Annotated in this window: 9 protein-coding genes; 3 read left to right on the top strand and 6 right to left on the bottom strand. The window is 64.5% G+C overall.

Translation table 11 applies throughout. The features are described 5' to 3' along the window. Positions 1-4 precede the first annotated feature (4 nt). From J8F10_RS36950 to J8F10_RS36940, 3 genes are all read right to left on the bottom strand, one after another. Positions 5-1,009: a DUF1559 domain-containing protein gene (locus J8F10_RS36950; protein WP_210663281.1), complete on the bottom strand. Its 1,005-nt coding sequence runs from the start codon at positions 1,007-1,009 to the stop codon at positions 5-7. Positions 1,010-1,250: 241 nt separating this feature from the next. Next, the gene (locus tag J8F10_RS36945) at positions 1,251-1,886 is read right to left on the bottom strand and encodes a nucleotidyltransferase family protein (RefSeq protein ID WP_210663279.1); all 636 of its coding nucleotides are present in this window, start codon (positions 1,884-1,886) and stop codon (positions 1,251-1,253) included. A gap of 8 nt (positions 1,887-1,894) precedes the next feature. Further along, positions 1,895-3,307 (bottom strand): magnesium chelatase, encoded by a 1,413-nt coding sequence (locus tag J8F10_RS36940; RefSeq protein WP_210663278.1) that lies wholly within the window; start codon positions 3,305-3,307, stop codon positions 1,895-1,897. Positions 3,308-3,415: 108 nt separating this feature from the next. Here J8F10_RS36940 and J8F10_RS36935 point away from each other — a divergent pair, with 108 nt between their 5' ends. From J8F10_RS36935 to J8F10_RS36925, 3 genes are read left to right on the top strand one after another with little or no spacing between them, the layout of a single operon-like run. Continuing rightward, a complete protein-coding gene (locus J8F10_RS36935) occupies positions 3,416-4,144 on the top strand; it encodes a DUF4058 family protein (protein WP_210663275.1) in 729 nt (242 codons plus the stop codon). Further along, positions 4,141-4,800: a hypothetical protein gene (locus J8F10_RS36930; RefSeq protein WP_210663274.1), complete on the top strand. Its 660-nt coding sequence runs from the start codon at positions 4,141-4,143 to the stop codon at positions 4,798-4,800. The genes J8F10_RS36935 and J8F10_RS36930 overlap by 4 nt, the downstream gene beginning before the upstream one ends. 31 nt (positions 4,801-4,831) lie before the next feature. Beyond that, positions 4,832-5,395 (top strand): hypothetical protein, encoded by a 564-nt coding sequence (locus J8F10_RS36925; RefSeq protein WP_210663271.1) that lies wholly within the window; start codon positions 4,832-4,834, stop codon positions 5,393-5,395. A 68-nt stretch (positions 5,396-5,463) separates the two neighbouring features. On the opposite strand, the gene J8F10_RS36920 is transcribed toward J8F10_RS36925, so the two are convergent. The 3 genes from J8F10_RS36920 to J8F10_RS36910 form a co-directional block, all read right to left on the bottom strand. Beyond that, positions 5,464-6,810 carry a DUF1552 domain-containing protein gene (locus J8F10_RS36920; RefSeq protein WP_210663269.1) on the bottom strand — a complete coding sequence of 449 codons (1,347 nt, stop codon included), beginning with the start codon at positions 6,808-6,810 and terminating at the stop codon, positions 5,464-5,466. A gap of 207 nt (positions 6,811-7,017) precedes the next feature. Further along, positions 7,018-9,426: a DUF1592 domain-containing protein gene (locus tag J8F10_RS36915; RefSeq protein ID WP_210663267.1), complete on the bottom strand. Its 2,409-nt coding sequence runs from the start codon at positions 9,424-9,426 to the stop codon at positions 7,018-7,020. Between the two features lie 134 nt (positions 9,427-9,560). Next, positions 9,561-12,122, bottom strand: a complete 2,562-nt coding sequence (locus J8F10_RS36910; protein WP_210663265.1) for a reverse transcriptase domain-containing protein — start codon at positions 12,120-12,122, stop codon at positions 9,561-9,563. Positions 12,123-12,439 lie beyond the last annotated feature (317 nt).

Below are 12,439 nucleotides of genomic sequence, written 5' to 3'. Positions count from 1 at the left end.
GGCGCTAATTCAACCCGATGACTTCCCCGCCGTTCCGCGTTCCGGCCGCGCGCCAGGCGAGTAGCGAAACAGACGAAGCTACCGACCGCACCGACCCGTCCATCAGCACCACGTTGACCAGGTTCGTGTGGTAGCTGCGGGCGGTCATCGCCGCGTAAGACGGCGCGGTCGCGGACGACCCGTCCCGGCTCGACACGTAATCCACGGTGTAGTTCGTCCCGGCGCTCGAGAACGTCACCACCGTGTTGGGCGTTTGGACGAACGTCACCCCGTTGTGGAACGTCTGCCCCTCGGTCCAACCGGTGTGGGTCGCATCAGTTTTGAGTGCTCCGCCCAGCGCGAGTTGTCCGGCCGGGTCGCTCGGGGGCGCGACCGTCGGTGCCCCGCCGAGCAGGTACGCCCCGTATGCTTTCACCTCGCCGAACCCGACCGTGTTGCTCGTGCCGTCCGTGAAGTCGCTGATCCGCGTCCCGCCGTTGGGGTTACTGGTGAGCGTGACGGCCCCATCGCCGCCCTGTCCGGTGGTCGGGTTCCACACCAACCACGACCCGACGTTGGCCGCGTAGTTCAACGGGTAGCGCGTGATGGCCGTGGGGGTGGAGCCCGGTTTGGCTCTGTCGTTGACCTCACTCGGGCACAGGTAGATCGGAATCCGCTGCGACGTGACCGCGGTCTGTGCGTTGGCCGCGGCGCTCAGATCGACCAACTGATACAAGTTGGCCTGCTCGACGTAGGGCAAGATCCGGGCGAGGGCGGAGTACGAGTCCGGGGCCGTTGCGCCGACCGGGTAGACGCCGTTGGGCGGGAAGTGTCCGGTCGAGCTCTCGTAGTTGTGGAGTGCCAGACCGATTTGCTTCAGATTGTTCTGGCACTTGAGCCGCGCGGCGGCTTCTCGCACCTTTTGCACGGCGGGGAGCAGAAGGCCGATGAGGATCGCGATGATGGCGATCACCACCAGTAACTCGATCAGCGTGAACGCGGGTCGCTGGCGACGGATGAAACGGGTCACGACGGTGCCTCGGGGTGTCGGTGTCGTGGAGCGAGAGCCGGGCCGAGTGCGGCCCGGGCCGCAAGTGTGTGTTGCGTGCCGTAAATGGAGAGTTGGTGAAAATATACACGCTGGTAAAATGGGGGCACAGGGGGAATGGGCTGGTTTGGTGGCGAGTGCCCCGTGTTTTGCCGGTTGTCGGGTGGGGGCCGGGAACGTGGTCGAGTTGGGCTCGCGGAGTGATCGCCGCGGGCACGCGACATCACTCGGCCGGCTTCGGATTGTCGCGAACGAGTTTCACTAAACGCAGATACTCTCCCCGCACGAATTCGTTGAGCTGGAAAGCCAGTTCGTCGCCGAGGTTTAACTCGGTAATCAGTTCTTGCACGTCCACAATGTCTTTGCCGCGAAGCGGGTTCGTGAGCCCGGACGCGAGTTTGAGTTCCACCAGCGCGGGGAGCGACAGGAACCAGATGCCCGCGCCCTCGACGCGCACCTCGGCGGGGTTCGGGAACGTGACCGGCTTCGGTTTCCCGTCGCCGGGGTAATCTCCCGTCGTCAGAAACTCCACTTTCACCCCCGTGACCGTGTCGCGGAGGTGCTTGCTTTTTTCAAACGGCGGTAAGTACCCCCGTCCTTCGAGGTGTTCGTGGATGGCCTTGAGGTCGTCTTTCGTCACGAGGATGTCAACGTCTTCGGTGAACCGTCGGTAGCCGTGGAAGAACAGCGCCAGCCCGCCGACGACGGCGTAGGGGATCTCCAGTTCGTCCAGGCGCTGGGTGATGCGCCGGAGCGTTTGTTGGACCGCGCTCCCGTCCTCGAAGTGCATACTGCCCTCCCGAAGCGCCCAGGCGAAGTCGCGCTTCAACCGCTGTTCGTAGGGGACGACGGCTTCCATTGCTCGGCTCACGTTTCGTAGGTCATGCGGCCGTGGCGGGTGGCGCGGCTGATTCTGTCACTAGCATACAGCCCGGCCAACACGAACTCCACGCAACTGGCGCGCACCGCGTCGCTCGCGCCCGCGTTCACCTCGAACGCCTTTTCCCAGGCTTTCGGCACGCGCTTCAGGCGCTTCGCGTACTCCGCGCTCGGCAGCATGTCGCCGACCTCGATCTTCACGCCCTTCGAGAACACGTCGGCGATCTCCTCCAGACCGTGCGCCTCAACGTATTCCTCGAACACCGTGCGGATCGCGTCCGCGATGATCGCTTCCAGTACCTGCTTCTCGCCCATCTGGTGCGAACCCATCAGGTCGAGTTCGAGCTTGCCGAGCGACGACGTGGGGAGGTGGCCCAGGTCGCTGATGCGCGGAACGGCGGGCGCTTCGCCCAGGCGCACGCCCCGGTGTTGCGCGCTCGCGACCATCGTCCGGTAGTTCGCGATGCTGAACCGCGCGCTCACGCCGCTCGACTGGTCCACGTACTTGCTCTTCCGCGCGCTCACGCTGATCTGCTCGATGATTTCCTTCATGAAGTACGGCACGAACACCGGGGCCGCCCCGCCCGCGTCCGGTTTCGCTTCCTGCTCCATGATCTCGATGCCCAGCGCGCGCTCGCGCGGGTAGTGCGTCTGAATCAGCGACCCGATGCGGTCCTTGAGTTGCGGGATCACCTTACCCGACCGGTTGAACGTGGCCGGGTTCGCGCTGAAGAGGATCAGCACGTCGAGGTCGAACTGGATCGGGTACCCGCGGATTTGCACGTCGCGCTCTTCGAGGATGTTGAACAACCCGACCTGAATGAGTTCGTCCAACTCCGGGATCTCGTTCATCGCGAAGATCGCGCGGTGCATGCGCGGGATGAGCCCGAAGTGCAGCGCGTCTTCTGCGGACATGCTGGTGCCGGCCGCGAGCTTCGCGGGGTCGATCTCGCCGATTACGTCCGCGAACTTGGTGCCCGGGGCGAGGCGCTCCGCGTAGCGGTCCTTCCGGTGCCACCACGCGATGCGGACCTGGTCTTCGGGCGTGTTCGCGACGTACTCCTTTGCGGCCCGGGTGATGGGATTGAACGGGTCTTCGTGGATCGGGCAGCCCGGGAGATCGAGGTACGGAACGTACTCGTCGAGGAACCGCACGAGCGCGCGCATGAGGCGGCTCTTCGCTTGCCCCTTCTCGCCCAAGAACAGCATGTCGTGCCCCGCGAGCACCGCGATGCTGATTTCGGGGACCACCGTGTCATCGTAGCCGACGATCCCGGGGAACAGCGGTTCGCCGCTCGGGAGGGCCGCGAGGTAGTTGTCGCGGAGTTCGTGTTTGACGGACTTGGATTGCCAGCCGCTGGCGCGGAGTTCTTTGAGCGAAGTGGGTCGGGTACCGGTCATAGATGTCCTTGCTCGGTGAAGTGGCACGCGGCATTTTACGCACCGACCCGGGGCGGAACAAAGTGCGGGCGCCGTGGTATGATGGCAATCTGAGAGGGAGAGCCACAAATGCCGCTACTCGACCACTTCCGCCCGCCCGTGTCCCGCGTCCCGTGGCGCTCGATTCACAGCGGGTGGATCGGCCACCTCGCGGAGCGCATGAACGCACTCCTGCCGCCGGGGTACATCGCGCTCGACCAGAAGAGCTTCGGCGGTGGCCTGGAGATCGACATCGGGATCGAGGAGGAAGGGGACCCGGCGCCCGTGCCCGCGACGAACGGGGGCGGGACCGCGGTCGCCGCGGCGCGGGCGGTCTACGCGCCGCCGGTCGCAACCGGAGTCGCTCAGTACGAGTTCCCGCACACGGTCGAGATTCGGGTCGAGAACGAAGGCTCCGGACAACTGGTCGGCGCCGTCGAACTGATCAGCCCCGGCAATAAGGATCGCGGCGAGAAGCGCGAGCTGTTTCTCGCCAAGTGCCTCGACTACCTCGCCGGCGGTGCGTGCGTGGTGATCGTGGACATCGTCACCGCGCGGCACGCGAACCTGCACAACGAGATCGTCGCGCGGCTCGGTGCCGACGCGCTGGCCATGCCCGAAGAGGCATACCTGTACGCCGCGACTTACCGCCCGATCATCCGAAAAAAGAAGATGAATGTCGACGTGTGGGTGAACCCGTTGCGGGTCGGGGAACCGTTACCCACGATGCCGCTGCGCGTGGTCGCGGGCCTCTTCGTGCCGGTCGAACTCGAAGAGACCTACGCCGCCGCCTGCCGCGGCCGGAAGCTGGTCGTATGATCGAACCACTTCTCCTTAAACCCGACAATGTATCCGCGATCGCTCCAACTGTGTTCCAGCACGTGTGGCGCTCGACCCTCGATCAGCCCGGCTTCGCGCTTTTGCGTTTGACGCGGGAGGTGAACTCGCGCGAATTGCGGCGCGCGATGGTGGAACTCGTTGCGGCGTTCCCGGTCGCGTTCGTGCCCGAACGGTTCGGCCGGTTCGATCAACAGGTGAGCTCGAAGTTCCACCGCGACGGCGCGCCCCCGGCTTCGCTGCTCGTATTGGGCTACGAATCGACCCGCGTGCGGAGCCGATTTTGGCTCGCCGATGCGTCCGCGGCGGCCGTTCGCGCCAATTTGTCGTTGTCGGCCTATCTCGCCGCGCACAACCCGATGTTCCCCGCGGGCGAAGCCGAACTCGTGTCGGTTATTACCGAACTCGATCTGCCCCACGGCGAATCATTCATTGTGGTCGCGAATAACAGCCTGTTGCCCTTCGACCCCGGCGCGGGGAACCCGCTCGGCGTGCTGCACAAGGCGGTGATCGAATCGCCGGACCCGAACGGGCGCCGGGTCATCAACTCCATCGGGTTCACGCCGCGCTCGGAGAACGTGACCGGACTGCCGCCCGCGGAACGGGAACGCTTCCTCACGCGAGACGATTTGGATTGAGTTCACCACCCGTTTCACAAGGAGATTTCCGATGCGCGTCGCTGCCCTCGCTTCGGTTGTGTTGCTCGCGTTCGGTGGTCCGGTGGCTGCCGATGAGAAGGTGGAGAACCCCGAATTCACGAACTGGAGCCAGTTCAAAAAGGGTACATCGATCACGTTGCAATCGATCGCCACGGTGAACGGGAAACCGGCGGAACAGACGCTCACCGAGACGCTCGTGGAGGTCGCAGACGACAAGGTGGCGATCGTGACGGAAGTCATCGTCGTTGTTCGGGGGAACACTATCAAGCCGAACGCGCTGCGCCGGGAGGTGCCCAAGACGATCGCGTTGGCGAAGGGGGCGAAGAAAGAAGACGTGCTCGCCGGGCGTCCCGCGGGAACAACGGATGAGGGCACTGAGACGATCGACGTGTGCGGAACAAAAATGAAAACGCGCTGGTTCAAGTTCAAAACCGAATCGGCGAACCTGACGACCGAAGGTAAAGTGTGGATCGCGGACGGCGTGCCCGGGCGGGTCGTGAAGTCGGAACGGAACGCGGGCGGAAGTGCTCCAACGACTTGGTCGATGCAACTGATCGAAATCAAGAAGCCGTAGGTGTCCCGGAACGAAACGCGGCCGGGGCCTTTTTGCCCCGGCCGCGTTCTTGGTTATCGTTCGCGGGCTCAGAGCTTCAGCACGCCGGTGCTGTCGCCGAAGGACTTGGCCGGCGCGCCCATCCGCTCGAAGAGCGCGAGGTACAGGTTCGTGATCGGCGTGTCGGTGCGCTTCGGGAACACGACGTGCCGGCCCGACTCGATCGTGCCGCCGCCCTTACCGACGAGCAGGACCGGCAGGTCGTCGTGGTTGTGCCGGTTCCCGTCGCCGTTGCCGCTACCGTACACGATCATCACGTTGTCGAGCAGGCAGCTCCCGTTCGGTTCCTTCACGGCCCTCATCTTGCCGATCATGTACGCGAACTGCTCCATGTGGAACGTGTTGATCTTCTTGATCTTCGCGAGCTTGGCCGCGTCGTTGCCGTGGTGCGAGAGGTCGTGGTGGCCCTCGGGCACGTCGATCATCTTGTACGGCTTGTTGCTCCCCTCGTTGGCGAAGGGCAGGGTGGCGACCCGCGTCAGGTCCGTCTGGAACGCGAGCACCATCAGGTCCGCCATCAGCCGCATGTGGTCTTGCAGTTCCTTCGGGATGCCGGTCGGCGCGGCCATGTTCGGCTTCGGCACCGGCGCCTTGCTCGCTTCGCGCGCCTTCTGGATCTGCTGTTCGACCTCGCGCACGCTCGACAGGTACTCGTCGAGCTTCTTCTGGTCGCCGGCGCCGAGGGTCGCGTTCAGCCCCTTCGCGTCTTCCATCACGAAGTCGAGGACGCTCTTGTTGTAAAGCTCGCGCTTGGCGCGGGCCTCGGCGAGTTCCTTCGGGTCGGTGCCACTAAAGAGCCGATCGAACACGGCCTTCGGGTCGCACTCTTTGGCGTTGGGCGTCGATTCCCCGCGCCACGACAGGTTGGAGGAGTACGCGCACGAGTACCCGCTGTCGCAGTTCCCGGCCTGCTGCCCGCGCTCGATGCCGAGCTCCAGCGAGGGGAACCGTGTCTTGTCGCCGATCACGGTGGCGACGTGCTGGTCGGCGGACATGCCCGCCCGGATGTCGGCGCCGTGCGTCTTGCGCGCCTGCCGGCCCGTGAGGAACGCGGACATGGCGCGGGCGTGGTCGCCGGGGCCGTCGCCGTTGGCGCGGGCCTTGTCCACGGCCAAGCCGGACATCACGTTGACGTATTCCTTGTACGCATTGAGCGGTTCGAGGATGCCCGTCAGTTCCTGGAACTTCCCTTCCGCGGCGGGCGTCCACGCGGCCATGTTCACGCCGTTGGGCACGTAGATGAACGCGAGGCGCTTGGGCGCGCCGGCCGTGACTTTAGCTGCGGGCGCCGCGACCGCGAGCGATTCGAGGAAGGGCAGGGCAATGGCAGTGCCGAGTCCCTTCAGCGCGGTCCGGCGGGAAATGGACTTCTTCATTGGCAGCGTGCTCCGGATTGTTGGCCCCTCGCCCTTGTGGACGGGGGCACACGGGCAGGTAGCATGCAAACGGCAGGATCACTCGGGCGGGTGCTATTTGTGAAAATCTTGTTCGTGGCACGGGCCTCTGGCCTGTGTTTGTGACGCACAGGCCAGAGGCCCGTGCCACGAAACCAAAACCGCTAGGCCAACAGAGTGCGGGGCATGTCACTCGGTTCGTTTACCCTTGCGCTTTTGGAACGGGTCGGACTTCACGACCGCGAGTACCAGCGCCGAGAACTTATCGCCCTCGGTCTTCGAGGCCTTCACAATGTCGTCGATCGCGCACTTATCGTAATACTCTAACCCGCGCCCCAGGCCGAAGGTAAGCAATTTTTCCGCGAAACAGTTGCGGAACTGGTCGGCCTTCCCCAACAGCACCTTCCGCAGGTCCGCGGGGCCGTTGAATTTCAGCCCGCCGGGAAGTTCACCCGTCGAATCAATGTCCTTCTTGTTGTCCTGCGTGCGCCAGCCGCCGATGCCGTCGAAGTTCTCCAGCCCGAAGCCGAGCGGGTCGAGTTTGTTGTGGCATACGGCACACTTCGGGTCGGCCCGGTGCTGTTCCATTTGTTGCCGGAGCGTGCCCTTAAGTTGGCCGGTGGGCGGTAGTTCGGGCACATCAGGTGCGGGCGGTGGCGGCGGGGTATTAAGGATGTTCTCGAGAATCCACTTCCCGCGCTTCACCGGGCTGGTCCGGGTCGGGTTCGAGGTCACGGTGAGCGTGCTGGCCATCGTGATAATGCCGCCGCGCCGGGTATCGGGCAACTTCACTTTGCGGAACTCGCTCCCTTTCACATCGGTAATGCCGTAGTGCTTCGCCAGCTTGTCGTTGACGAAGGTGTAATCGGCGTCGAGGAAGTCGAGGATCGGGCGGTCGTTCTGGACGACGAACTCGAAGAACGTTTCCGCTTCCTTAATCATCGCGTTGCGGAGCGCGTCGTCCCAGCCCGGGTAGTACCCCTTGTCGGGGGTGAGCGTCTTGAGGTTGCGGAGCTGCAACCACTGCCCCGCGAAGTTCTCGGAGAGCGCCCGCGCCTTCGGGTCTTTGAGCATGCGCTTCACTTGCGCTTCGAGCGTGCCGGGCTTACGCAGTTCGCCCTGCGCCGCGAGTTCAAACAACGCTTCGTCCGGCATGCTCGACCACAGGAAGTACGAGAGCCGCGTCGCGAACTCGAAGTCGTTGATGGTGCGGACGTCGGTGGGGTTCTTCGGATCGTCCTCGATGCGGTAGAGGAAGTGCGGCGACACCAGCACCGCCTTCATCGGGAGCCGGAGCGCCTTATCGAACGCTTCGCCCTGCTTAGTCGCGATCTCGAAGAGTTGCACGAGCCGCGCGACTTCGTTCGGCGTGGCGGGTCGGCGGTACGCGCGGCGCGCGAAGTTCGTGAGCACCTTCTCGGCCGCGGCGCGGGCGTCCGCGCTGGAGGTGGGGCGCGCGACGAGCAACAACTTCACCGAGGCCGGTTCCGGCGGCGGGACCGCGTTGAACGGGCCTTCGATCTCGATGCGCTCCAGACCCATCTCGCGGAACTTCTTGTTCTCCTTGTCCTCGAACGCATTGGTGAACGCGACCGCGACGCGCTTCTCGCCGGCCGGGAACTTACCCCGCACCTCGTACACCTGCGACTTCCCTTGTTCCGCGTCCACGGTGAGCGCTTTCACGTCCTTGCCGTCCACGCGAACGGTCGCTTGGGGGAAGGCGTCACCGACCTTCGTGCCCCACGCTTTGAAGCGGATGACGTACTCGCCCTCGGCCGGGAAGTTGAACTTCTCCAGGAAGCCGGACCCTTCCGACTTGAACGTGATCTTGTTCGCGGGGTCGGCGGTTTTCGCGCTCCGCGGGATGACGAGGATGTTCTGTGCGCCGAAGCCCTGTTTGCCGCTCTTGGCGGCTTCGGGAATGTTGACCGCAGTGGTGACGATCTTTTCCGCGGCCGCGAGGTACTTCTCCAGCAGGATCGGCTGGAAGGAGAGCACGTCGCCGATGTTATCGAAGCCGTAACCCACGTCGTCCGAGGGGAACTCTTCGGCAGGTTTAAAGTCCACGCCGCAGAGGTCGCGGATGGTGTTGTTGTACTCGGCGCGGTTGAGCCGCCGAATGGTCACGCGGCCCGGGTCTTTGGGCGTGGACGGCGAGCAATCCACTTTGGTGAGCGAGTTCTCGATCCAGTTGAGGATGAACTCCTTTTCGTCCTTCGTCGGTTGCGGCTTCTTCGACGCGGCCGGGGGCATTTCGCCGGACGCGATCACGTGCTGCATCGCGGACCAGTTCTTGCGGTCCTTGCGTGCCTGGGCTTCGCTCGTGTAGCTCTCGAGGGCCAAACCGCCCTTGGCCTTCTCACCCTTGTGGCAATCCAGGCAGTATTTCTGGATGAACGGCAGCACCTTTGTCTTGAAGGTGGGGTCTTCCGCCGGCGCGGGAACCGGTTCGGCGCGCACCGAGCTTTCGGCGCCGTCCGCCACCGGCACGCGAGCCGCCGCGGACGTCGGTTTATCGTTGAACGCGAGCGCCCAAACAGCGGTACTCGCCGTGGCAGTCATACCGACGAGCGCGAAAAGGACGGATCGCAACGCCATCAAAGTCTCCGCAAAGTGCGTGCGGGAGGAGGGAGCGAGCAGTTGGAGGGTCACACCAGCGGGGCGGGTTCTCTGATTCAAAATGTAGCGAAGCACGTTGGAAAACTCAAACGGAATATGCGCTGTGCGGCGCACTAGAACGGGATCGGCTCGTCACCACTCGCGGGCGGCGCGGGGTAGTTCGCTGACCACCCGTCGTGGTCGTGGTTCGGTGGTTGTGGCGCGTGTCCGGTTTCGTCGTCCGGGCCGGTCGTGAGTCCGCGGTTCTCCAGAATGAGTTGGAGCGGAACGAGTTCCGTCAACAGGAAGCGGAACGTGCCGAGCGCGCCGAGGAGCGACGGCCCGTAAGTGTACACGACCCACCGCCAGTACGGGGTCAGCCCGGACTGCCCGCGCCCAGTCACTTCACCGCCGCGGGCGATGAAGTCTTGAACGAGGCGCTCCATCGCATCGAGTTGCGGCGGACCGGACGGCTTTCGCACATCGACCGCCGAGCGGTAATAGTTCGCCCACAGCGCCGCCATCGCGACGCCCACCTCTTCCGGGGCCGGAAGTGATTTGTCCTTTCGTTTGACGGCCTTCTGATAATCCTCGAATTGGGCGCGGGTGAGAGACCCGTTCGGCCGGTCCGGGTCCAAGCCCATCAGGTGCGCTTCTTCGGTCCCACCGAACGGGATCTTGCGAACGTCGGCTTCGCGCAGGCGCAAGTACGCGGCTACAATTTCCCGGTTCGGTAGCTTTGGCTCGGACCAGCCCGTTTGACCGCGCAAGTGGGCCGCGACTCGCAACACCGGGTGCGCGAGAGCCAGTCCGCCCGCGGTAATGGGCCAGTACAGGAGCGCGTGCGGGAGCCCCTGTTCTTTCAGCCGTGCGTCGGCGAAACAGTCGCGCAGTCGGCGCCCGACTTCTTCCACCAAACCGTGGCCGGCACCGAAGAGTTCGTCGTGCGTTTTCTGGAGCCGCAGCGCCACCCGGCGCAAGTGGTCGCCGCGCAATGTGATGGGCAAAGCGAGTTGCCGAATGATGTAGCCGAGGTACCCGTTGTATTGGGCGACGAGCGCCAGCACCGACGGGCACGCGGTCAGTTCGTCGCGCGTGATCGCTTCGATTTTTGCAAAGGCCGCTTCGTCGATCTCCCACGCGCCGTTCGCCTGGAGCCGGAGGAGCCCCCATCGCGGCTTACCCGTGGGGAGGCCGTCGAGTGTGGCGGTGCCATCCCCCACGCACACCGCGCCGGACTTCTCCTCGTTCACTTCGAGCGCAGTGGCGCGGCAAAATTCCTGTAACGCGGCCCACGACGCACGGGCCTTCTCGTGCGAATCGGTGACGAACCAAATGTCGTCCACGAGCCGGATGGTTTGCACGCCGGTGGTGCGAAAAATGTGCAGATCGAGCGCCCACGCCACCACGTCGCCGAACACGTCCGCGAGTGCGTGTTCGAGCGCGAGCCCGCGCCGCAGAGGGGCAACGGTGTTCTGCCACTGCACGCGGGTTGCGAGGAACGTGGCGAAGAACGTGACCCACTTCTCGGGCACGCCGATGAGCTTCAGTACGTCGAGAATAATTGCGTGTGACAGTGCCGGGTAGTAATTGCGCAGGTCGGCTTGCACAACGAAGCAGGGGCGGTCCGGGTACGCGGCGCGTGCAAACCGGACCTCGCGCTCGATGCTCGTGATGAGGTCCGTCAGCCCAATCCCCGTGTACCCGGATTCGATTCCGCCGCTTTCGTCGGTGGGGAGCGCGGCGAGGAACCGGTCCGCTTGCGCGCGGAGGCGATCCCCGGCGATGTGCGCGGTGGGCGAATCGGGCGGTTCGGGCCGGAACAGCGGGTCGTGGCCGTCGCGCAACGAGCTCCACTTCAGAACCTCGTGCAGGCTCTTCCCCCACCGCAGCCCGACGACTTGCAGGAACACTGCGGTCACGAGGTCTTCGTCGAGGTACGGCCGGTGCTTTACACGGACCCATACCGTTCGCATCGGTACACCGACCCCGGGCCAGTCCCATTCGTCGAGGCTGTTCAGTAGGATCGTCGCGACGCCACTCAGTTCGGTGATCTGTGTCGTGCTCGCGCGGGCTTCGGCCGCTTGCCTGCGGAGGGCGGGCGCGAGGTGGGGGTGGCGCTCGATCTGGTTCAGCACTTCCTGGATTTCGTGCGGCCCGACCGGGCGGAGCGCGCCGCGCTCGGCGAAATCTTTTACTCTCACTGCGACCGAATCGAGCACGCCCTTGTTGTTTGAGGCGAACCGGTCGAGCCACTCGCGGTCCGGGACCGGCGGTTCCGCGAACATGAGCGCGACCGGGTTTGCATCCGTTCCGGCGCGGGCGGGCGGGGGTTCCGCACCGACCCACTCGCTGAGTACGCGGCCGAACGCATATGTGAACTCCGCGCGCAGTCGGCCCTGCGCGAGTTCGTGTTCGAGGAACCGCGTGCGCTCTGTGACGAGTTCGGGTGGCACCACACCCAACCCGTCGGCCAAGTAAAGCGCATCAATCTCTCGCACCGCCGGGTGCAGCGGTTTCTGGGCGAACGTGACCTCGCGCAGGCCGGCGTGCAGCGCGCGGAGGCGCTCCAGTGGGGTGCCCGCGCGGGTGACCTGTGATTCAATATCGTCGTACTGCTTCCGCAACCGGTCGCGCTGCCGTTCGGTTTCGCGGAGCTTGATTTGCGCGAGGAGTCGGGTGTGGTTCGTGGGCATTGTGCTATCGGGTGGTGAGTGGGCTGAAGCGAGTAGCACCGTCATACCCGAAGCGCCCGCGTGGGAGCAATCAAGGTGGCGGCCCGAAATCTGCGCTTTTGCTCTGCGTCCCGCTCGATGCGCGAGTTGTTGGGGCCGCCGGCTTATCGGCTCGTTGATGGTGGTCGCGGTTTCATTCTGGGAAGTGAAGTTGCCGACTCGAGTGAATGGAGCGCCTTTTTGGATTCGATCGGCGTTCGGCGGCCGGGCTCACCCGAAATGAGTCGAGGCGCTAAAGCACTTAGCGCCTCGTCTCTTTATGTCCCCGGTTGAGTGCA

The organism is Gemmata palustris (assembly GCF_017939745.1).
Classification (GTDB): domain Bacteria; phylum Planctomycetota; class Planctomycetia; order Gemmatales; family Gemmataceae; genus Gemmata; species Gemmata palustris.
Note: the sequence above shows the minus strand (reverse complement) of the source record. Positions and strands in the feature narration are given on the sequence as shown.

Coding starts and splice junctions, on each gene's coding strand:
- J8F10_RS36915 (WP_210663267.1), bottom strand. CDS start 9,426: ATGGCGTTGCGATCCGTCCTTTTCGCGCTCGTCGGTATGACTGCCACG.
- J8F10_RS36920 (WP_210663269.1), bottom strand. CDS start 6,810: ATGAAGAAGTCCATTTCCCGCCGGACCGCGCTGAAGGGACTCGGCACT.
- J8F10_RS36925 (WP_210663271.1), top strand. CDS start 4,832: ATGCGCGTCGCTGCCCTCGCTTCGGTTGTGTTGCTCGCGTTCGGTGGT.
- J8F10_RS36945 (WP_210663279.1), bottom strand. CDS start 1,886: ATGGAAGCCGTCGTCCCCTACGAACAGCGGTTGAAGCGCGACTTCGCC.
- J8F10_RS36930 (WP_210663274.1), top strand. CDS start 4,141: ATGATCGAACCACTTCTCCTTAAACCCGACAATGTATCCGCGATCGCT.
- J8F10_RS36910 (WP_210663265.1), bottom strand. CDS start 12,122: ATGCCCACGAACCACACCCGACTCCTCGCGCAAATCAAGCTCCGCGAA.
- J8F10_RS36935 (WP_210663275.1), top strand. CDS start 3,416: ATGCCGCTACTCGACCACTTCCGCCCGCCCGTGTCCCGCGTCCCGTGG.
- J8F10_RS36940 (WP_210663278.1), bottom strand. CDS start 3,307: ATGACCGGTACCCGACCCACTTCGCTCAAAGAACTCCGCGCCAGCGGC.